The organism is Streptomyces sp. NBC_01288 (assembly GCF_035982055.1).
Lineage (GTDB): Bacteria > Actinomycetota > Actinomycetes > Streptomycetales > Streptomycetaceae > Streptomyces.
The window spans coordinates 5,774,588-5,793,447 of record NZ_CP108427.1; the positions used below are offsets into that span (position 1 = coordinate 5,774,588).

An 18,860-nucleotide genomic window follows, 5' to 3' on the forward strand; every position below is an offset into this window, starting at 1 on the left:
GTCAGTCGCGGGGGAAGTCGGCGGTGCTGAGGGTGAGACCGACCACGGTGCCGCTGAGATCCATGTCGTCCCCGAACGCCACCTTCGTCTCCGTCGCGTAGTCGTCGCCCTTGGGGTGGGTGTAGACGTGGCAACGCCCCTGGTACGGGTCGGCGATGACGTAGACGGGGACCTCGGCGAGGGCGTACGCGGCCTTCTTCGGGCCGTAGTCGTTGGCGGCGGTGCCCTTGGAAATGACCTCGGCGACGAACTCGACGTCCTGGTGCTGCCAGTGTCCCTCGGGGCTCTTCTGCGCGCCTTCACGCAGCTTCGCGACGTCCGGACAAAAGCCGTTGAGATGGCCGGGAAAGTCGATGCGCACGTCGGAGAAGATCTTCGCCATCATGCCGAACTTGTCCTCCAACGCCCGTACGACCCTGCGGATGATCTCCCAGTGGGTGTCCCGCTGCGGCGACATGTAGATGTTCCCCCCGACGATCTCGACCCTGATTCCCTCGGGGATGGGCATCTTCTCAAGCCACTCGAACATGACATCAAGAGTCAGCTCGCCGCTTACCTCGGCCATCGCGATCCTGTCTTCAAGGACGGTCATCGTGGCGCTCCTCCCCGGCCGCCCTCCACACAAGTGCAGCCGCGCGGTTCAACGATACGCACGGTGACCGGGATGCGTAGTGATCACGCCATCGACCGGCGTGATCACGCCGCCGGTCAGCGCCGCGCCGACCGCCTCAACGAGGAGTGGTGCGCCCGGTGTTGGGTGCTGTCGCCCTCGGCAGGGGCGTCCTCGCCGTACTCCCCGCCCACCCCCCACGCCTGATGCATCGCCCCCGCGAACGCCCCCGTGATCTTGTGCTCGCCGGACGCGTTCGGGTGGGTGCCGTCGTACGTGTCGTGGGTGACGTCGTACGACTCCGGGAGGGAGGCCAGGAGGAGGGGGGAGCGGGGATCGTCGAGGTCGGCGACCGCCTTCGCCTGGAGTTCGTTGAAGAGGGCTACCTCGGTGGCGAAGGGGGCGTCCGTCTGGGCGCGGACGTTCGGGATCACCGGGAGGAACACCATGCGGACGGACGGTCTCACGATGCGGGCCGCCGCCACGAAGGACCGCATGTTGGCGGCCGTCTGCGTCGCGTTCGTGTAGAAGCCCAGGTCGATCAGGCCGAGGGAGACGAGGAGCACGTCGGCCCGGTGCGCGCGGACCGCCTCGCCGATCAGCGGGGCCATGTGCAGCCAGCCCTCACCCCAGCCGGCCAGGTGGAAGTGCGGGAAGTCGGGGTCGGCGTACTCGTACGACGTGGGCGTGTCCGTCGCCTTGTCGTACAGCGTCTCGCGCGGGCCGACCACGGCGAACGGGCCGCCGTAGGTCGCGCGCAGGTGCTGCCACATCCGGTAACGCCATGTGTGTTCGCCCGCGCTCCCGATCGTCATGGAGTCGCCTACGGGCATGAACCTGAGCATCCGCTCATGATGGACGATCAACCACCGATGGATGGAACGGGCGGGGTGTGAGGCCCACCACGCCCGGCGCCGCACGGGATGGCAGGCTTGGGGCATGCGTCGCTTCCTCGCGTTCCTCGGTGCCGGCCTCCTCGTCGGCGCGCTCGCCCTGCCCGCAGCCGCAGCACCCTCAGACGACGGTGACGGCAAGGGTGACGAGGGGTTCACGATCACCGACTCCCGGATCACCGAGTCCAGCGGGCTCGCCGCCTCGCACCTCCACCCCGGCATCTACTGGACGCACAACGACAGCAACGACGGCCCGTACATCTACGCCGTCGACAGTGGCACCGGCAAGACGGTCGCCACGGTCACCTTCAGCGGGGTCGGCAAGCCGCGTGACGTCGAGGCGATCTCCATCGGCCCGCACAACGAGATCTACGTCGGCGACATCGGCGACAACCTCGACGGGACCTGGCCCTACGTCTGGATCTACAAGCTGCCCGAACCGAAGGTGCTCAAGGACCAGACGATCCGGGCGACGCAGTACGTCGTGAAGTACTCCGACGGCGCCCGCAACGCCGAGTCGCTGATCGTGCACCCCAAGACCGGACGCGTGTACATCATCGACAAGAAGGAGGACGGCGGGCATCTGTTCGAAGGCCCCGCCAATCTCTCCTCCTCCGGCACCAACTACTTCAAGCCCATCGCCGCCGTCGACCTCTGGGCCACCGACGCCGCCTTCTCGCCGAACGGCCAACAGCTCGCCGTACGCGGCTACTTGGGCGGTATCTACTACGACTGGAACGGCGGGAAGATCAAGCGCGAGGGGCGCCTCGACGTGCCGTTGCAGGGGCAGGGGGAGTCCGTCAGCTACTCCGCCGACGGCACCAAGCTGATGTACGGGAGCGAGGGCACCGACAGTCCGGTGCAGGCGGAGGACGCGCCCGGGGGTGGCTCGGACTCCTCCAAGTCGCCCTCCGGTGGCGGGAGTTCGGCGAGCGGTGACAGCGGCGGCGGCTCGGGGAGCAACGTGAAGATCGGCGCCCTGGCCATTGTGGTCGTCGGCGGGGCGTTGTTCGGGCTACGGCGCCTCACGCGTCGTAGGAGCTGAACTCACCCGTCTCTGCGGGCTGTTGACCCTCGCCGTGCTGCTGGACCACGACCTCCAGCCCGTCCAGGATGCGCCCGAGCCCGAACTCGAAGTGGTCGAAGCCGACGGTGAACGTGTCGGGGGAGAGGGACGCGAGGGTCGGGTACGCGCCGGTCGCCATCGCCTTCTCCAGCGCCGGGACCTGGGCGCCGTAGAACTCCGCGTCGGTCAGCCCGGTGCTGCGGGCCGCCTCCTCCTGGTGGACCTGGGTGCGGGCGGCGCCGACGACGTAACCGTCGATCATGACGACGGTCGAGACGAGTTCCGGGTCGGTCAGGCCCATCGGGCGGATACGGCCGAGCAGGTGTTCCAGGGTGGCGAGGGCGCGGGGGCCGAGGAGCGGGCGGGACTGGTTGACGCGCAGCAGCCAGGGGTGTCGGCGGTGGACGGCGAGGGCGTCGCGGGCGGCGGTCTCCAGCGCCGTACGCCAACTGCCGCTGCCCGCACCGTCGTTGGGGTGGTCCGGGAAGCGCACGCGGTCCAGCATGAGGTCGAGGAGTTCGGCCTTGCCGGGGACGTACCGGTACAGGGACATCGCGCCGGTACCGAGGTCGGTGGCGACCCGCCGCATGGACACCGAGTCCAGCCCCTCCTCGTCCGCGATGCGGATGGCCGCGTCCACGATCCGGTCGACGGACAGCCCCGGTTTCGGCCCGCGGCTGGGGCGGGGGCCGGTGTCCCACAGCAGTTCGAGGGTGCGGCCGATGTCGCCGCTGCCGCTGGAGTCCGTCGAGTTGGAGGTCGAGTTGGGGGGCCTGCTCGTCATGCGGGGGAGTCTAGGTCGCCGCGCGAAAACCGAGTACACCGTACGCGCAATCGGATACGGTGCACGCAGTTCGAACGCTGAGAACGCTCGGTACGGGAGGGAGGGACGAGGGCCCATGGGTGGTGACACGTACGTGGTCGAGGCCGAAGGGCTGGAGAAGCGCTACGGCGACAAACTCGCCCTCGACGGCTTCGACCTGGCCGTCCGCGAGGGCACCGTGCACGGGCTGCTCGGCCCGAACGGCGCCGGCAAGACCACCGCCGTACGCATCCTCTCCACGCTCGTCCGGCTCGACGGCGGCCGGGCGACGGTCGCCGGTCTCGACGTGGCCCGCCGGCCGCGCCAGGTGCGCACCCGGATCGGACTCACCGGCCAGTACGCGGCGATCGACGAGATCCTCACCGGCCGGCAGAACCTGGAGATGTTCGGCCGCCTCTTCCATCTCGGCCGCAGGCGGGCCAAGTTGAGGGCGTCCCAACTCCTGCGCCAGTTTGACCTGGAGGCCGCGGCGGACAAGGGCGCGGGCGGCTACAGCGGTGGCATGCGCCGCCGCCTCGACCTCGCCGCGTCGATGATCCTGGCCCCGGCCGTCCTCTTCCTGGACGAACCGACCACCGGCCTGGACCCGCGCAGCCGGGGCGAAGTCTGGGAAGCGGTACGGCAGTTGGTGGCCGACGGCACCACCGTCCTCCTGACCACCCAGTACCTGGAGGAGGCCGACCGCCTGGCCTCCCGCATCACCGTCATCGACCAGGGCCGCGCCATCGCCGACGACACCCTCGACGGCCTCAAGAACCGCGTCGGCGGCGACCGTATCGAGGTCGTGCTGCGCGAACCGGCCCACATCCCCTACGCGTTGCAGGCGGTCGCGAGAGTGGCCCATGGCGGCCAACCCGAGGCGGACATGGGGGAGTTGCGGGTGCACGCGCCGGTGGCCGACCGGGTGGGCTCGCTGACGGAGGTCGCCCGCTACCTCCACCACTACGGCATCCCGGTCGAGGACATCGGCCTGCGCCGCCCGAGCCTGGACGACGTGTTCCTCCGGCTGACGGGCCGCCGTACGGAAGAGGAACCAGCCGCGCAGGAACCGGAGTTCGAGGTCCCGGAGGCCGAGGGGGCGGCGGCGTGAGCGGCAACGTCTCGACGGCGTCCGAGGGCACCGGGCGCACCTACCGCAGACGCCCCCAACACGGCCGTGTCTTCTGGACGATCGCCGACTGCTGGAACGTCGTCCGGCGCGGCCTGACCCACTATCGGCGCCAACCGGTCAGCATCCTCTGGCAGTTGGGCTTCCCGATCCTCTCCGTGCTGCTGTACGGCTATGTCTTCGGCAAGGCGATGCGGGTGCCGGGCGGCGGCGACTACAAGGCGTTCCTGATGCCGGGCATGTTCGTGATGACGGTGGCCATGGGCTTCGTGTCGACGGCGACGATCTTCGTGAACGACGCGAAGAAGGGCGTCATCGACCGGTTCCGCTCCATGCCGATGGCGCCGTCGGCGGTGGTCGCGGGGCGCGGCGCGACCGATCTCATCGTCGCCTGCGCGGAGTTGGGCATCATGATGGCCACGGCGTACGGGATGGGCTGGCGCCCGGAGTTCGGCCCCGGTTTCGCGAAAGCGGTGGCCCTGCTGCTGGCACTGCGCTTCGCGCTGATCTGGGTCGGCGTCTGGCTCGGGCTCCTGCTCCCGGGCCCCGAACAGGTCGGCGGCCTGTTCGCGATCGTCTTCCCCCTGACGATGATCTCCAGCATCTACGTCTCCCCGACCCAGATGCCCCACTGGCTCGGCCAGGCCGCCCTCTGGAACCCGCTCTCGTCCACGGCCGGCGCCACCCGCGCGCTCTTCGGGGCGCCGACGGGCCAGGGCACGTCCTGGCCGGAACAGCACGCGTTGCTGCTCGCGGGGGCATGGCCGGCGGCGCTGACGCTGCTGTTCCTTCCGCTGGCGGTACGGAGGTTCCGCAGGCTCAGCCGATAGCTGCTCGTTGCCTTGACGTGTTCACGCGACATGGCTTCCATGGAGGACGTCGGGTAGTGGGAGCGCTCCCATTGGTTCCGGACCCGCGCCTCCGAGAGGAAGCAGCGACATGTTCCGCACCTTGAGAAGAGCGCTGTGCGCTGTTACGGCGGTGCTCCTTCTACCGCTGGTCGGCGTCCACGCCGCGCACGCGGCCGACGCACCCGGCGCCGGTTACTGGCACACCAGTGGCCGCCAGATCCTGGACGCGGCCGGGCAGCCGGTTCGTATCGCCGGGATCAACTGGTTCGGCTTCGAGACCGCCAACTACGTTGTCCACGGCCTCTGGTCACGCGACTACAAGAGCATGATCGACCAGATGAAGTCGCTGGGCTACAACACCATCCGCCTCCCCTACAGCGACGACATCTTCAAGCCCGGCACGGTCCCCAACAGCATCGACTTCTCCAGCGGCAAGAACGCGGACCTCCAGGGCCTGAACTCCCTCCAGATCATGGACAAACTGGTCGCCTACGCCGGCCAGGACGGCCTGAAGGTCATCCTCGACCGGCATCGCCCGGACGCGTCGGCGCAGTCGGCGCTCTGGTACACGTCAGCGGTACCGGAGTCGACGTGGATCGCCAACCTCCGCTCCCTGGCGACCCGTTACGCGGGCCAGTCGACGGTCATCGGCATCGACCTCCACAACGAGCCGCACGATCCCGCGTGTTGGGGCTGCGGCGACGTGGCGACGGACTGGCGCCTGGCGGCGGAGCGGGCGGGCAACGCGGTGCTGTCGGTCAACCCGGACCTCCTGATCTTCGTGGAGGGTGTGCAGACGTACGCCGGCGTATCGGGTTGGTGGGGCGGCAACTTGATGGGCGCGGGCCAGTACCCGGTTCAACTCACCGTGCCCAACCGGGTCGTGTACTCGGCCCACGACTACGCGACGAGCGTGGCCCAACAGCCGTGGTTCAGCGACCCGTCCTTCCCGGCGAACATGCCCGCCGTGTGGGACAAGTACTGGGGCTACCTCTTCCAGCAGAACATCGCGCCGGTGTGGGTGGGCGAGTTCGGCACGACGCTGGCATCGACGGTGGACCAGAAGTGGCTTGCCGCGCTGGTGAGTTACCTCCGCCCGACGTCGACGTACGGCGCCGACTCCTTCTCCTGGACCTTCTGGTCGTGGAACCCCAACTCCGGTGACACGGGCGGAATCCTGAAGGACGACTGGCAGACCGTGGACACGGTGAAGGACGGATACCTGGCGAGCATCAAGGCGGCGGGGTTCCCGAGCACGGGGACGGGGACGGGCGGGGGCGACGGAGGCGGCGGCGGAAGCACGGCCGCGTGCACGGCGACCTACGCCACCACCAGCGACTGGGGCACCGGCTTCAACGCCGCCGTGACGGTGACGAACTCCGGCACCTCGGCCCTCAAGTCCTGGCAGGTGAAGTGGACTTGGTCCGGCACCCAGCAGATCACGAACATGTGGAACGCGACGTACACGCAGAGCGGGATGGGTGTGACCGCGGTGAACGCGGATCACAACGGGAGTGTGGGGGTGGGGGGTTCGGCGAGTTTCGGGTTCGGGGGTGCTCCGGGGGGTGGGAGCGCGCCGAGCCTGAGCTGTACGGCGACGTGAGGGGCTGAGGGGGCAGAGGGGGCAGAGGGGCGGCGCTCGCGCGGGGGTGCTGAGTCGGGCGACATGACCGGCACCGCGCGCGCCCCGTCTCACCCCTGGCGTGATGAAGAATCGCCGTCTGCCGACGTGGCCGTGCCGTATCCCACGGCCACGTAGACGGTCACGATCGATGCCATGACGTCCACCTCGGCCGGCCCGATGATCCGAAGCCACGCCAGCTCGCTCAGTCCGCCGAACCGGACGACGCGGCCGACCGCGTCCTCGGGCCAGGGATGCGGCGTCGTCGGCAGGTGGACCAGGGAGATCTCGTCGACGAAGCACCCTGAGATCTCAGGGGGTTTGGAGACCATGACGTAGCGCAGGCCGCCGAGGGAGATGACGACGTCGGGTTTCGACGGTCCTGCCCAGAGGGCGATCTCCAGAGAGTCGTCCGCGTTGAAGGCCGCGAACGAGATGCGGTCGATGAAGTGGCCGACGAGTGGCGCGAGCGTCCGCGCGGCGCTCTCGCACCGGTTCTTGAACGCGCCTTCTGCCTCACTGCGATCGGCCACGGGCGGAGGCTATGTGTTCGGTCGACATGCGCCTACCTGGTTGTTGTCCGGCTGTTGGGGCCGTGGTTCTTGTCCGAGGTCTCAACTCCCGAGCGGGCAGGGCAGTTCGGGCCTCGCGCGGTTCGGGGAGCAGGTCACCAGGGCGAGCGAGAGGTACGAGGGCCGTTCGAGATAGAAGCCGTACGATGCGTCGCCGCCGGAGCCGAGCCGCTGGGCGGCGGAGGTGACGAGCCGGGACAGCTGACCGGCGTCGCGTTGCGCCTCTTCCAAGATCTCGCGGAACTGATGAACACCACCAGGGACACGGACGACGCGGTGCGTGCCCGGATGAAGCGGCAGGAGTGGCTGCACGTCCCCGGCAAGGAGCTGCACCAGTTGGTCTGCGAGACACACGCCGCGTCCGCCGTGTACGGGGCCGAGGCGAGGCGGATCGTCACCCGGGTTCGTCGGGACCTCGCCGTCTGACGGCAGCACGTACGGGCGTATCGCCTATTCGTTCCGCGCCCCGTGCCGCCACGCCAACAGATCGATACAGTCACGCAGTTCAGGCCGCGGAAGCCCTAGGCGTTCCCGCATCACCGCGATGGCCTGGATATTGCGGCCGGCGGCGATGAGGCCGTCCACCTCCGCCTGCGCCTCCGCCGACAGCCTGTTCCACAACATGTTGTCCACGTGCAGATCCAACCATCAGGACAGCCCGAGCAGCACGAACAACCGTGCCCCGCAGGCCGGTTGACGCACCCGAGGTCATCCCCGTGATCGTGGGCGCGCTGACCGACGTGGGCGGAGAGGGCCGGAAGTCGCGGTCACGCGGTCACGCGGTGGCGCGGGCGCGGTCGAGGTAGGCGGTCAGGGTGTGCCAGGTGTCGGCCGGAGCCGTCGGGTCGCCGGACATCGCGGCGGGCTCGTGCCGCCAGGCGGACCGGACCGCGGCCGAGACGTCGCCGTCACCCCCGCTGAACAGCGAACTCAGCTCGTCCATGCGGGCCACCAGCTTCCGCACCCGCGGTTCCGCCGGCTCCACCCCGGCGGTTCGCAGCGCCTCGGCCCTGCGGTACAGCTCCGGCCACTCGACCTCCAGGAGGTAGTGGGCGGCAGGGCCGAGCGGGGCCGCCCGGTCGTGCAGCGCCTGGATCTGGTCGTCGTCGAGGTGGCGCCGTAGCGCCTGCTCGCGTTCCGGTCCCGCGCCGCCCATCGTCCGGAGCGCGCCGATCAGCGCGGAGATCTCCGGTGCCCGATCGGAGGCCAACTCGCCCTGGATGTCGGCCAGTCGGCGCCTCAGCGCGTCCAGGGACGCGATGGACGCCTCTACGGCGGCCAGGTGCTCGTTCACCAGCCGGACCGGGTCGACTCCGACGTCCAGGCACGTGGCGATGGTCTCCAGCCCCAGCCCGAGACGGCGCAGCGCGAGTACCTGATAGAGGCGGACCACATCCTGCTCGGTGTACTCACGGTGCCCGGCGGCCGTACGCCGGGACGGACTCAGCAGCCCGATCCGGTCCCAGTGATGCAACGTGCGAACAGTCAGCCCACTCGCCTCGGCGAGCGCTCCGACCTTCCATGTCTGGTCGATGCTCATGCGTCGACGATGCTCCCTGACGCCGTGTGAGGTGCAAGCCCGTGTTCCCGCTGTTCCGGAGCCGAGTCCGCCGAGCCGGACACCGCACCGTCCCAGTCGCCCCGCTTCGCCGCCACGCACAGCCAGATGTAGACGAGGTCCAGCACGCTGCACATGATGCCGAGCCCGAGCAGGAACCCGTCGTGCTGGAGGGCGCCGAAGAGGATCGTGGGCGCGAGCGTGCCGAGCCACTTGGCCACCGCGATCGTCACCGACTGCCCGCGCAGTCCGCGCCGCGCGACGAACATCGCGATGAACAGGGCGGACATCAGCAGGTTCTGGAGAAACGCCGAGTAGGCGACCCCGTCCTCCGCACCGAACTTCGCCAGGAACAGCCACTGCACGGCGAACGACATCCCGAACAGCAGCACGCTCAGCCCGGCGAACATCCGTGGCGTGACGAACGACGGGAACTCGGCGCGGCCGTACCGGAAGAACGTGTACACGATCACGGCGTCGGCGATGCCCCACACCAGGTTGATACCGCCCTGCACCGACGGGTCGAAGACCAGGTCGTGCACCGCGTACGTCCACTCCCACGCGAAGTTCAGACCCAGCACCACGGCCGGCATCGCGTAGGTGCGCTCGCGCAACCCGACCCGGATCGCCTCGACGTACACGATCGTCCAGGCGATGCCGCTCGCGAGGATGAGGGCGATACCCATCTACGTCTCCTGTTGTGGATCTCTGAGGGGTCGCGCGGACGCTAACAGACACGTTCGGGGATGCGGGCGATGACCGTCTTACCGAAGTGTGACGGGCGGGAGTCGCCATACGTAGGGGTCGGGCGTCCGGACTTCCCGCGCAAGCTCCGTGTCGCTCAAGGGAGTTGGGCGAGTGAGCAGGCGGGCCGTCGCCTCATAAAGTCGCCGGAACATGAGCCTGGACCTCCTCCAGGCCGAACCTCGCCCACACGCACTTCGCGTACGGCTCCTGCCGGCATCCCCAGTCGTCGGCCAGCGCGGCGACGAGCGCGAGGCCCCGGCCGCCTTCCTCGTCCGGGGTCGAGTCGTGCGGCCGGGGGAGTCTGTTCCGGTCCGGGTCCGAGACCTCTAGGACCAACTCCGCGCCAGTGAGGGTGAGTTCGACCTTGATCTGGGAGTGGGAGACCTTGCAGTGGGTCACGGCGTTGGTGACCGGTTCGTTCGCCAACAGGGTTACGGCGTCGGCCAGTTCGTCGGTGATGCCCCAGCCCGCGAGGGTCTTGCGGACGTGTTGGCGGGCGACGGGGACGTGGCTTCGGTTCTTGGGGATGCGGAAGCTTTCGGACGCGGGCATGGGGGAACTCCGTCCTGACGTGGCGTCAAGTTGGGCTGCGTTGCGGCGCCTTCATGAAGCTAGAGGTGGATTCCGGATCCGCGCAATGTGAATCGACGAATATATTCGTGAGTGTCACTCGATCGAGTGATGCAACCCTAAGGTTGACGCTCGGTGTGGCATCGTTGCCGCAGAAGAGGGGAGGGCCCATGCCCGCAGGTGGACGGCCGACAGTGCGTAGCAGGCGATTGGGTACGGCACTCAAGCAGTACAGGCTGGCTGCCAAGTTCGACCAGCCGCAGGCCGCCGATCTGATCGCATCAAGTCAGGCCAGGATCAGCCGCGTTGAGAGTGGCCACGCCACCCCGCGCGTGATCGAAGTGCGGCTGCTGCTGGACGCGTACGGCGTCACGGACCCGGAAGTGCGCGTCAAGCTGGAGGAGTTGGCCAAGAACTCGAAGAACCGGGGCTGGTGGCTTGAGCATGCCGCGCACCTGCGGCCGGATTACGTCGACCACATCGCGTTGGAGGACGACGCGACCTACATCCGCGAGTGGCAGCCGGTCACGGTGCCGGGGCTCCTGCAAACTCCGGCCTACGCGGAGTCGGTTATCGCGGGCGGTCCCCACTACCTGGAGCCGGAGCGGGTCGACCAACTGGTGAAGGTACGGATGGGGCGGCAGGCGAAGATCGACGAGGGCGGGGCGTCGTACACGGTCATTCTCTGGGAGGGCGTCGTCGTGCACCCGTTGGTGAGCGTCGGGATTCACCGGGAGCAGTTGTCCGCGGTCCTTGAGGCCGGAAAGCGGAAGAACGTCACCGTGCAGGTGCTGCCGTTCAGCGCGGGGGTCCTGGCCGGTTACTCGTCCGCCTTCTACTCCTTCAGCTTCGATGAGGAGCCGACGGTCGAAGCCGTCGCCATGGACAACCTGCGAGGTACCTCGGTCCTTGAAGGCGCGGAGGATCTTGCCGCTTACGCCAATGCATACGACCTACTACGATCGTCAGCGTTGGCGCCGGACGCGAGCGCGAAGCTCATCCGGGGCGTACTGCGGAGCTTGAAGGAAGACACATCGTGACCAAGGTTGTAAACCCCTTCTGGAAGTCCTCGTACTCCGGGCAGGAGAACGCCTGTGTCGAGGTCGCCGACACCGCTACTCACGGCCGCGCCGTCCGCGACAGCAAGCAGCACCCGGAAGACGGCACCGCCCCCCTCCTTGCCGTCTCGCGCGAAGCCTGGCGCTGCTTCGTCCGGCAGTTCTGACGCCCCCCACCACACCCTCCCCCGAAAAGTGTGTCACTTTCCCGAAAAGTGTCACACTTTCCGGACCCACCTCCCCCGGTCCCGCCGGGAGGTTAGCCGCGCGGCAACGACGTGTTGGTGATCGGCAGAGCCTGCTGTGCCCCCGTCACGTACATATCCCTCGGCGCCGTGCGGAGCGTGAACGTGTCGTCGTAGCCGGAGACGCGTACCGACAGGACGAAGAAGCCGTCGTCCTCCGCGGTCACCTTCACGTGGGACTCCTGTTCCCAGTAGGTCTGGAGGAAGACTTCCGTGCCCTGGGGCTCGACGCCCTGGGGGAGGGTGACCTTGCCCTGGACGGTGAGGATGTCGCCCGCCTTCACCTTCTTCTTGTTGACCAAGTAACTGATCGAGCTGGAGCGGGTGTTGACGGCCACCGTGGTGTCCGCGAAGTAGCCGTCCTGCGGGGTGTTGGGGTCGCCGTCCTCGTCGTAGGAGGCGGTGATCTCCACCTGGTGCTGGACGTTGAGCAGGCTGCTGCCGCCCGAGTGGTCGATGTCGACGTCCGGGACCGTGAACTTCCCGTTGGCGTCGGTGACCGGCTTGCCCAGGTCGCGCGACTCGTAGTAGTTGGGGTCGATCGGGTCGCCCCACGGGTTCCAGGTGGTGAAACGGACGACTTCCTGGAGGGTGACGGGGATGTTCGGCGCCGGGGTGCCGTCGGCCTTCGTGACGGTGCCGGTGACGTCGACGTGCCGTTCCTGGTAGTTGGTGCGGGCCGGGTTCGTCGTCACGGTCAGGACGTACGCGTCGCCGGGCGCGGCGTCCGAGGGGGCTGCGGAGGCGGTCGGCGCGGACAGGGCGCCCGCGGTGAGCAGCAATGCGGCGGTGGCGGCGAGCCGCGTCGGCAGGGACTTCCTGGGCATGGGGCAACTCCAACTTCGGTCGGGAGTCGAGGAGTTGCGCCGCAGGTGTGCGACGCGTCGAGTTCGACCGGCGGGGTGGGGCGGGAGTTGTCCGCTGTGCGTTCGCTGTTACGCGGCTGTGGTGTGCGGGGGGTTTGTCCGGGTTCCGGGTTCACCTGGACGTCGACCGCACGCCGCCCCGCATTGCCCTACGACGGCAAAAGGCGCCCCGCGATCGATCCGCGGGGCGCCCTTCGTCGTCGTAGAACCGTGTGACCGTAAGGCGATTACAGCTTCTCGATGACGTAGTCGATGCACTTCGTCAGCGCCTCGACGTCCGCCGGGTCGATCGCCGGGAACATCGCCACGCGGAGCTGGTTGCGGCCGAGCTTGCGGTAGGGCTCGGTGTCGACGATGCCGTTGGCGCGCAGGACCTTGGCGACGGCCGCCGCGTCGATCTCGTCGGCGAAGTCGATCGTGCCGATGACCTGCGAGCGCTTGGTGGCGTCGGACACGAACGGGGTCGCGTACTTCGACTCCTCCGCCCAGCTGTACAGGCGGCTCGACGAGTCCTTCGTGCGGGCCGTCGACCAGGCCAGGCCGCCCTGGCCGTTGATCCACTCAAGCTGCTCGTTGAGGAGGAACAGGGTGGAGAGGGCAGGGGTGTTGTACGTCTGGTTCTTGCGGGAGTTGTCGATCGCCGTGGGGAGCGAGAAGAACTCGGGCACGTGGCGGCCGGACGCGTGGACGCGCTCGGCGCGCTCGATCGCGGCGGGGGAGAAGACGCCGATCCACAGGCCGCCGTCGGAGGCGAAGGACTTCTGCGGGGCGAAGTAGTAGACGTCCGTCTCGGCGATGTCGACCGGGAGGCCGCCCGCGCCCGACGTGGCGTCGACGAGCACGAGGGCGCCTTCGTCGGCTCCCTGCACTCGCTTGATCGGGGCCGCGACGCCCGTCGACGTCTCGTTGTGCGTGTACGCGTACACGTCCACGCCCGCCTCGGCGGCCGGCTCGGGGTGCGTGCCGGGGTCGGAGGAGATGACGGTCGGCTCGGCCAGCCACGGCGCCAGCTTGGCCGCCTTCGCGAACTTCGAGCTGAACTCGCCGAAGGTCAGGTGCTGGGACTTGTTGTCGATCAGGCCGTGGGTCGCGACGTCCCAGAAGGCCGTCGAACCGCCGTTGCCGAGGACGACCTCGTAGCCCTCGGGGAGCGAGAACAGCGCGGAGACGCCCTCGCGCACCTTGCCGACCAGGTTCTTGACCGGGGCCTGGCGGTGGGACGTACCCAGCAGAGACGTACCGGTGGCGGCCAGCGCGTCCAGCGCCTCCGTCCGCACCTTGGAGGGGCCAGCGCCGAAACGTCCGTCGGCGGGCTTGATGTCAGCGGGAATCTCGATATCAGCCACGAGCGGGAGCCTAGCCGTTCCAGGAAACCTGGGCGAAACGTCGTCCGTCGGGTGAGACAGGGGCGAGCGGGTGGAGGCTGCAACGGGCAATCGCGCTGGACGGGGACGCCGAGTTTCTCTATTTTTCTCTCAAGGAAGTCCGAAGAGAGGCGGTGGCGTGTGCCGAAGCACACGATCGTCGTGGACGACGACGTCTACGAACGGCTCCAGAGGGAAGCCGAACCGTTCGTGGACAACCCCAACACCGTCCTCCGCAGGCTTCTCGACCTGGGCCAGGAAGGCGCGGAGGCCGGTCGGCGCAGAAAGCCGTCGTTGGCTTCGCTGCTGACGGCAGGTGTGCTGTCACCGGAGCAGCGGCTCACCTGGCGCAGGCGCAACCTCGGCGTGACGCACACGGCGTATGTGACCGAGGGCGGATATCTGCGGCTTGAGGACGGGAGCATCCGTGACTCGCCGTCGGGGGCCTGCGAAGCCGTGGCTGACTGCAAGATCAACGGCTGGAGCGTCTGGCACACGGACGACGGTGTTTCTCTTGCCGCACTGCGCGACCGGAGCTGAGCGGCCCGCGCCGCTATTTTCAATCCAAAGGTCGACGGGGGATATGGACTTCACTCAGCGCATCTTCGCGTACCTGAAATTTCAGCAGTTGCTCACGGACCTGCACGGCGAGCCTTTCGAGGAGTTCTTCCACCGCCTCATGAGTGCGCGGCATTCCGACTACGTGCCGGTGCGCACCCATGGCAATCTCGGAGACATGGGAGCCGACGGCATGCTTCTCTGGGATCGAACCCTCCACGCCTGCTACGCCCCCGAGACGCACGCGGTCGCCGCGTTCCAGTCCAAGCTCCGTTCTGACCTGGACAAGGCACTGGCCAAGCGCAACGGTCATTTCGACACCTTCGCCTTCGTCTACAACGACGCCAGGGGAGGGGTCCATCCGCAGATCAGCGTGCTGCTGTCAGACGCGCAGGAGGAGATCAGACCGCTGCGGATGGCGGTACGCGGCAAGCAGTGGCTCTGGCAGGAATTCATGACGCTCGACCGGGCCGCGGCCGAGGACCTGCTCGGCTGCCCCATCCCGATCGACGACCGGACCTACGGCATCGGGCTGGCTGACCTGGAACCTCTGCTGAGGCAGCTCACGCAGCGCAGGGACAGCGCGGAGCCCTTGGCTGAGGTACCCGTCGTCAACCAGCACAAGATCGAGTACAACCGCCTCACCGAAGACGTGCGCGAGACGCTGTTCAAAGCGTTGCGGCACAGCTATCTGGTGGACGAGTACTACGACGGGATCACACGAGTCGACGAACACGACTTGGTGGCCCGTGGTTTCCGGATCTACTTCGACCAACTGCGGGAGACGACCTCCGACACGGAGGAACTGTGGCTCGGACTGGAGCAATACGTGGTGGGCAATGCGCGAGTGACTCATCGGGCCACGTGGGCGGCGGCCGTCGTCATCGCGCACTTCTTCGAGCGCTGCGACGTGTTCGACGTACCTCCCTCCGGGTGGGTGCCGACGGCCGTAGGGGAGATGTGAAGTGCTCACTCCGACCAAGGGAATCGCCCCTGACCGTGCGTTGCTGGCCATCGGTGCGCAGATCATCCTCGCGCTCGACCAGCCCCTGACCGTGACCCAGACCTGGGCGCGCTTCAAGGAACAGCGCGTGCGGCTCGGCCACCATGCCCCGGTCTCGTTCGAGTGGTTCGTGCTGGGCCTGGACATCCTGTACGCGCTCGGGACCGTTGAGCTGCGCCGGGATCTGCTCGTACCGACAAGGAGCGAGGATGCTGCGTAGCCTCTCCGCTGACCTCGGGTCGTTCCGTACGGTCACCTTCAGCCCAGGAATCAATCTCCTGGTGGCCGATACGACCGAGACCTCGCGCGAAACCGACAGCCGCAACGGCACGGGAAAATCCAGCCTGGTCGAGCTACTGCATTTCCTCCTGGGCGCCAACGCGGGCAAGAAGAGCCTCACTTCCCGCCGGCCGCTCCAGAACGTCACCTTCGCCCTGACTTTGGACTGGCCGGGCAACGGACAGGTGACTGTACAGCGCAAAGGCAGTGACGCGGGCTTCGTACGGCTCGACCCCGATGTTCGGCACGACTCAAGCAGCCTCTTCGACGTTGCCGGACCGGCTGTGATCCCGGTCGCGGAGTGGAACCGGCTTGTGGAGCAGGTTCTGTTCGGGTTGGGCGTGGACCACCCGGGGATCTCGGGCCGAACCATGCTGTCGTTCTTGATCCGGCGCATCGCGGCCAAGGCGTTCAATGACGCAGTACGGACGTTCCCGCAGCAGTCGGAGGCCGAGGCCACGGCCAACCTTGCCTATCTGCTGGGACTTGACTGGCGGCTTGCCGCCGAATTCCGTGAACTGGCGGCTCGGGAGGCCACACGGCGTCAATTGCGGAAGGCCGTGGACGACCCTGTCTGGGGGCGGATCGTCGGCAGCGTTGCGGACCTGCGTGGTCAGATCGCGCTGGGCGAGAACGAGGTGAGCCGATTGAAGGAACAGATCGGATCCTTCAGGGTTGTACCTGCTTACGAAGAGCTCAAGAACCGGGCCGACGACATAAACCGCCGAATCCGCGCCATCCCGAACGAGGACATCACGGACCGACGCAATCTGGATGACCTTCAGAATTCGGTTTCGGAGGCCGCAGATCCCGATACCGGCTATCTGGAGCGGGCCTACCAGGAGTTGGGGGTCACGCTCGGTCGGCAGGTGCGACAACGGTTCGACGATGTGCAGGCGTTTCATGCCTCGGTCGTCCGGAATCGTCGGCGGTACTTGATGGACGAGATCAATGGCATTCAGCAGCGGCTGGAGACCCGCAGACGGGAGCGGGAACAGCTCGGCGAAGAACTGGCCTCAGTACTCAAGTCACTTGAGGAGGGCGGGGCGCTGGAAGCCCTGACCGCCCTTCAACAGGCGCTGGCGCAGAAGCAGGCGTCCGTCGATGCGCTCAGACACCGGTACGAGGCAGCTCAGGCACTGGAGAGCAGTGCCCGACAGATCACGGCGAAGCGTGCGGAGTTGCAGGAAGCCATGGCTGTCGACCTCGATGAGCGGCAGGAGCAGACACGCGAGGCTATTCTGCTGTTCGCCGACTATGCCCGCAGGCTCTACGGGCCCGAGCACGAGGCCTACCTCGCCATTCAGTCGGGGACGAATTCCCTCAAGATCACGCCGTTCATTGACCGGGGTGACAGTCGAGGCATCGGCAACATGGTGATTTTCTGCCTTGACCTCACGATTGCCGTCATCGCCCACCGTCATGGTCGTGGCCCTGACTTCTTGGTGCACGACAGCCACCTCTTCGACGGCGTCGACGACCGACAGATCGCCGCGGCGCTATCGCTGGCGGCCGAGGTCGCCGAGGACGAGGACATGCAATACATCGTCAGCCTCAATTCCGACGACCTCGCCAAGGCGGTCCAGCGCGGCTTCCAGACGGAGGGGCGCGTCGTCGACCCACGGTTGACGGACAGGAACGAGGAAGGTGGCCTCTTCGGCTTCCGTTTCTGATGGGAGCGGGTTTCCCGACACCGGAGGGGCTTGATTCCTTCCAACCCCTCCGGCCCCGCGGACCGTCCGATCAGTCGCCCGGCGTCAGCCGCACCGGCAGCTCGAAGATGTCGTTCTGCGTCACCACCGGCTTGTTGCGGAGCTCGGCCGCCGGGACCGCCAGGTCCAGGTGCGGGAAGCGCTCGTAGAGGGCCGGGAGCGCCACGTCCGCCTCCAGGCGGGAGAGGGCCGCGCCCGGGCAGACGTGCGGGCCGTGGCCGAAGGAGATGTGCCGGTTCTCGCTGGTGCGGGTGATGTCGAACTCGCCCGCCGTCGGGCCGTGGGCCTCCTCGTCGCGGCCGATCGCGGCGTACGACACGATCAGCGCGTCCCCGGCCGGGAGGATCTTGTCGCCGACCTGGACGTCCTCCGTGGCGAAGCGGATCAGGACGTGCGAGGTGGGCGTCGAGTGGCGCAGGGTCTCCTCGACCACCGAGGACCAGTCGGCCTCGCCGGCCAGCACCAGGGCGCGCTGGACGGGGTGCGTCGAGAGATTGACGACCGTGTTGACGATCAGTGAGATCGTCGTCTCATGGCCGGCCGCGACCATCAGCTGGAGCGTGGAGACGATCTCCTCGTCGGTGAGGTGGTCGCCGTTCTCGGACGCCGCGATCAGGGCGGAGGTCAGGTCGTCGCCGGGTTCGGCGCGCTTGGCCGCGACCGTCGCGGCCATGATGCCCGCGAGTTCCGTGAGGGTGGCGATCACCTCGGCCGGCGGCGTCTGCGTCGAGAAGAACTTCTCGAACAGCTCCTTCAGGCGCGGGAGTTGGTCCTCCGCTATGCCCATGAGGTCGGCGATGACGTACATGGGGAGCGGGTACGCGAACGCCGCCTTCAGGTCGACCTCGTCCCCGTCCAGGCCGTCGAGCAGGCCCTGCGTCCGCTTCGCGATCCGCTCCCGCATCTGTTCCACCCGGCGCGGGGTGAGCGCCTGCGCGACCAGCGTGCGCATCCGGCGGTGGTCCACGCCGTCCACGGTCAGCATCGAACGGCCCGGGTTCGCGAGCCCGATCAGCGGCCAGTCCGCGGGGATCTCGCCGCGCTGCCAGGCACCCCAGACGTTGATGTCCTTCACCAGCCGCGGATCCGTGAGCAGCTGTTTCGCCTCGGCGTGCCGCGTCACCGCCCACACGGGCACGCCACCGGGCAGCTCTACGGCGGCCAGCGGACCGGCCGCGCGAAGCCTCGCGCTCTCGCCGTCCAGGTCGCCGACGAACGGGTCGAGGACGATACGGGTCTCTTCGGAACCGGTGCTCATACGGGAGTGCCTCCAAAGGCAGGGGCTGGGCTCAGAGGACAGGCAGGGGCAGGGCAGCGCTCAAGGGTCGGAACTCGGATCTCAGAAGTCGGAAGCCG

The 18,860-nt window shown here is 67.9% G+C and carries 22 protein-coding genes and 1 pseudogene; 11 read left to right on the forward strand and 12 right to left on the reverse strand.

What is annotated here, in order from left to right:
* Position 1: 1 nt before the first annotated feature.
* Both OG194_RS26055 and OG194_RS26060 read right to left on the reverse strand, forming a co-directional pair.
* Positions 2 to 592, reverse strand: a complete 591-nt coding sequence (locus OG194_RS26055) for a Uma2 family endonuclease (protein ID WP_327403213.1) — start codon at positions 590 to 592, stop codon at positions 2 to 4.
* Between the two features lie 116 nt (positions 593 to 708).
* Positions 709 to 1,455 carry a GDSL-type esterase/lipase family protein gene (locus OG194_RS26060; RefSeq protein ID WP_327403214.1) on the reverse strand — a complete coding sequence of 249 codons (747 nt, stop codon included), beginning with the start codon at positions 1,453 to 1,455 and terminating at the stop codon, positions 709 to 711.
* Positions 1,456 to 1,549: 94 nt separating this feature from the next.
* Here OG194_RS26060 and OG194_RS26065 point away from each other — a divergent pair, with 94 nt between their 5' ends.
* Positions 1,550 to 2,548, forward strand: coding sequence for a WD40 repeat domain-containing protein (locus OG194_RS26065; protein ID WP_327403215.1), 999 nt, complete (start codon positions 1,550 to 1,552; stop codon positions 2,546 to 2,548).
* Here the strand turns inward: OG194_RS26065 and OG194_RS26070 are convergent.
* Positions 2,529 to 3,353, reverse strand: coding sequence for a TetR/AcrR family transcriptional regulator (locus OG194_RS26070; protein WP_327403216.1), 825 nt, complete (start codon positions 3,351 to 3,353; stop codon positions 2,529 to 2,531). The genes OG194_RS26065 and OG194_RS26070 overlap by 20 nt on opposite strands.
* A gap of 115 nt (positions 3,354 to 3,468) precedes the next feature.
* Here OG194_RS26070 and OG194_RS26075 point away from each other — a divergent pair, with 115 nt between their 5' ends.
* The 3 genes from OG194_RS26075 (at position 3,469) to OG194_RS26085 (ending at position 6,954) form a co-directional block, all read left to right on the forward strand.
* On the forward strand, positions 3,469 to 4,482 hold the full coding sequence (locus OG194_RS26075; RefSeq protein ID WP_327403217.1) for an ATP-binding cassette domain-containing protein: 1,014 nt from the start codon (positions 3,469 to 3,471) through the stop codon (positions 4,480 to 4,482).
* Positions 4,479 to 5,330: an ABC transporter permease gene (locus tag OG194_RS26080; RefSeq protein WP_442811628.1), complete on the forward strand. Its 852-nt coding sequence runs from the start codon at positions 4,479 to 4,481 to the stop codon at positions 5,328 to 5,330. The genes OG194_RS26075 and OG194_RS26080 overlap by 4 nt, the downstream gene beginning before the upstream one ends.
* A gap of 109 nt (positions 5,331 to 5,439) precedes the next feature.
* Positions 5,440 to 6,954 (forward strand): cellulase family glycosylhydrolase, encoded by a 1,515-nt coding sequence (locus OG194_RS26085; protein WP_327403218.1) that lies wholly within the window; start codon positions 5,440 to 5,442, stop codon positions 6,952 to 6,954.
* 89 nt (positions 6,955 to 7,043) lie between these two features.
* Here the strand turns inward: OG194_RS26085 and OG194_RS26090 are convergent, their stop codons facing one another.
* On the reverse strand, positions 7,044 to 7,505 hold the full coding sequence (locus OG194_RS26090) for a hypothetical protein (protein ID WP_327403219.1): 462 nt from the start codon (positions 7,503 to 7,505) through the stop codon (positions 7,044 to 7,046).
* Between the two features lie 81 nt (positions 7,506 to 7,586).
* Positions 7,587 to 7,769, reverse strand: a pseudogene (locus OG194_RS26095) (hypothetical protein); the annotation flags it as partial.
* A 21-nt stretch (positions 7,770 to 7,790) separates the two neighbouring features.
* Here OG194_RS26095 and OG194_RS26100 point away from each other — a divergent pair.
* Positions 7,791 to 7,970, forward strand: coding sequence for a hypothetical protein (locus OG194_RS26100; protein WP_327403220.1), 180 nt, complete (start codon positions 7,791 to 7,793; stop codon positions 7,968 to 7,970).
* Between the two features lie 24 nt (positions 7,971 to 7,994).
* Here the strand turns inward: OG194_RS26100 and OG194_RS26105 are convergent, their stop codons facing one another.
* The 4 genes from OG194_RS26105 to OG194_RS26120 all read right to left on the reverse strand — a co-directional run bounded on the left by OG194_RS26105 (position 7,995) and on the right by OG194_RS26120 (position 10,401).
* Positions 7,995 to 8,177: a hypothetical protein gene (locus tag OG194_RS26105; RefSeq protein WP_327403221.1), complete on the reverse strand. Its 183-nt coding sequence runs from the start codon at positions 8,175 to 8,177 to the stop codon at positions 7,995 to 7,997.
* A gap of 142 nt (positions 8,178 to 8,319) precedes the next feature.
* Positions 8,320 to 9,084, reverse strand: a complete 765-nt coding sequence (locus OG194_RS26110) for a MerR family transcriptional regulator (RefSeq protein ID WP_327403222.1) — start codon at positions 9,082 to 9,084, stop codon at positions 8,320 to 8,322.
* The gene (locus OG194_RS26115) at positions 9,081 to 9,788 is read right to left on the reverse strand and encodes a transmembrane-type terpene cyclase (protein ID WP_327403223.1); all 708 of its coding nucleotides are present in this window, start codon (positions 9,786 to 9,788) and stop codon (positions 9,081 to 9,083) included. Before OG194_RS26115 ends, OG194_RS26110 begins: the two co-directional genes overlap by 4 nt.
* 193 nt (positions 9,789 to 9,981) lie before the next feature.
* On the reverse strand, positions 9,982 to 10,401 hold the full coding sequence (locus tag OG194_RS26120; RefSeq protein WP_327403224.1) for an ATP-binding protein: 420 nt from the start codon (positions 10,399 to 10,401) through the stop codon (positions 9,982 to 9,984).
* A gap of 188 nt (positions 10,402 to 10,589) precedes the next feature.
* Here OG194_RS26120 and OG194_RS26125 point away from each other — a divergent pair, with 188 nt between their 5' ends.
* Both OG194_RS26125 and OG194_RS26130 read left to right on the forward strand, forming a co-directional pair.
* Entirely contained in the window at positions 10,590 to 11,459 is an 870-nt protein-coding gene (locus tag OG194_RS26125) for a helix-turn-helix domain-containing protein (RefSeq protein WP_327403225.1), read from the forward strand.
* Positions 11,456 to 11,644: a DUF397 domain-containing protein gene (locus OG194_RS26130; protein WP_327403226.1), complete on the forward strand. Its 189-nt coding sequence runs from the start codon at positions 11,456 to 11,458 to the stop codon at positions 11,642 to 11,644. The genes OG194_RS26125 and OG194_RS26130 overlap by 4 nt, the downstream gene beginning before the upstream one ends.
* Before the next feature lie 92 nt (positions 11,645 to 11,736).
* On the opposite strand, the gene OG194_RS26135 is transcribed toward OG194_RS26130, so the two are convergent.
* Positions 11,737 to 12,549: an acyl carrier protein gene (locus tag OG194_RS26135; RefSeq protein ID WP_327403227.1), complete on the reverse strand. Its 813-nt coding sequence runs from the start codon at positions 12,547 to 12,549 to the stop codon at positions 11,737 to 11,739.
* Positions 12,550 to 12,815: 266 nt separating this feature from the next.
* Positions 12,816 to 13,934, reverse strand: coding sequence for a phosphoserine transaminase (gene serC, locus OG194_RS26140; protein WP_327403228.1), 1,119 nt, complete (start codon positions 13,932 to 13,934; stop codon positions 12,816 to 12,818).
* A 159-nt stretch (positions 13,935 to 14,093) separates the two neighbouring features.
* Here serC and OG194_RS26145 point away from each other — a divergent pair, with 159 nt between their 5' ends.
* The 4 genes from OG194_RS26145 to OG194_RS26160 are packed head-to-tail and all read left to right on the forward strand — an operon-like array spanning position 14,094 to position 17,465.
* Positions 14,094 to 14,492, forward strand: coding sequence for a hypothetical protein (locus OG194_RS26145; RefSeq protein WP_327403229.1), 399 nt, complete (start codon positions 14,094 to 14,096; stop codon positions 14,490 to 14,492).
* 43 nt (positions 14,493 to 14,535) lie between these two features.
* Positions 14,536 to 15,474: an ABC-three component system protein gene (locus OG194_RS26150; protein WP_327403230.1), complete on the forward strand. Its 939-nt coding sequence runs from the start codon at positions 14,536 to 14,538 to the stop codon at positions 15,472 to 15,474.
* 1 nt (position 15,475) lies between these two features.
* The gene (locus OG194_RS26155) at positions 15,476 to 15,733 is read left to right on the forward strand and encodes an ABC-three component system middle component 6 (RefSeq protein ID WP_327403231.1); all 258 of its coding nucleotides are present in this window, start codon (positions 15,476 to 15,478) and stop codon (positions 15,731 to 15,733) included.
* Positions 15,723 to 17,465, forward strand: a complete 1,743-nt coding sequence (locus OG194_RS26160; RefSeq protein ID WP_327403232.1) for an ABC-three component system protein — start codon at positions 15,723 to 15,725, stop codon at positions 17,463 to 17,465. Before OG194_RS26155 ends, OG194_RS26160 begins: the two co-directional genes overlap by 11 nt.
* Positions 17,466 to 17,535: 70 nt before the next feature.
* Here the strand turns inward: OG194_RS26160 and OG194_RS26165 are convergent, their stop codons facing one another.
* Positions 17,536 to 18,762, reverse strand: a complete 1,227-nt coding sequence (locus OG194_RS26165; RefSeq protein ID WP_327403233.1) for a cytochrome P450 family protein — start codon at positions 18,760 to 18,762, stop codon at positions 17,536 to 17,538.
* Positions 18,763 to 18,860: the final 98 nt, after the last annotated feature.

Excerpts from the sequence above, each read along its gene's own strand:
- OG194_RS26055 (WP_327403213.1), bottom strand. The coding sequence starts at position 592 with ATGACCGTCCTTGAAGACAGGATCGCGATGGCCGAGGTAAGCGGCGAG.
- OG194_RS26150 (WP_327403230.1), top strand. The coding sequence starts at position 14,536 with ATGGACTTCACTCAGCGCATCTTCGCGTACCTGAAATTTCAGCAGTTG.
- OG194_RS26115 (WP_327403223.1), bottom strand. The coding sequence starts at position 9,788 with ATGGGTATCGCCCTCATCCTCGCGAGCGGCATCGCCTGGACGATCGTG.
- OG194_RS26135 (WP_327403227.1), bottom strand. The coding sequence starts at position 12,549 with ATGCCCAGGAAGTCCCTGCCGACGCGGCTCGCCGCCACCGCCGCATTG.
- OG194_RS26125 (WP_327403225.1), top strand. The coding sequence starts at position 10,590 with ATGCCCGCAGGTGGACGGCCGACAGTGCGTAGCAGGCGATTGGGTACG.
- OG194_RS26075 (WP_327403217.1), top strand. The coding sequence starts at position 3,469 with ATGGGTGGTGACACGTACGTGGTCGAGGCCGAAGGGCTGGAGAAGCGC.
- OG194_RS26110 (WP_327403222.1), bottom strand. The coding sequence starts at position 9,084 with ATGAGCATCGACCAGACATGGAAGGTCGGAGCGCTCGCCGAGGCGAGT.
- OG194_RS26085 (WP_327403218.1), top strand. The coding sequence starts at position 5,440 with ATGTTCCGCACCTTGAGAAGAGCGCTGTGCGCTGTTACGGCGGTGCTC.
- OG194_RS26060 (WP_327403214.1), bottom strand. The coding sequence starts at position 1,455 with ATGCTCAGGTTCATGCCCGTAGGCGACTCCATGACGATCGGGAGCGCG.
- OG194_RS26100 (WP_327403220.1), top strand. The coding sequence starts at position 7,791 with ATGAACACCACCAGGGACACGGACGACGCGGTGCGTGCCCGGATGAAG.
- OG194_RS26070 (WP_327403216.1), bottom strand. The coding sequence starts at position 3,353 with ATGACGAGCAGGCCCCCCAACTCGACCTCCAACTCGACGGACTCCAGC.
- OG194_RS26165 (WP_327403233.1), bottom strand. The coding sequence starts at position 18,762 with ATGAGCACCGGTTCCGAAGAGACCCGTATCGTCCTCGACCCGTTCGTC.
- OG194_RS26160 (WP_327403232.1), top strand. The coding sequence starts at position 15,723 with ATGCTGCGTAGCCTCTCCGCTGACCTCGGGTCGTTCCGTACGGTCACC.
- OG194_RS26120 (WP_327403224.1), bottom strand. The coding sequence starts at position 10,401 with ATGCCCGCGTCCGAAAGCTTCCGCATCCCCAAGAACCGAAGCCACGTC.
- OG194_RS26065 (WP_327403215.1), top strand. The coding sequence starts at position 1,550 with ATGCGTCGCTTCCTCGCGTTCCTCGGTGCCGGCCTCCTCGTCGGCGCG.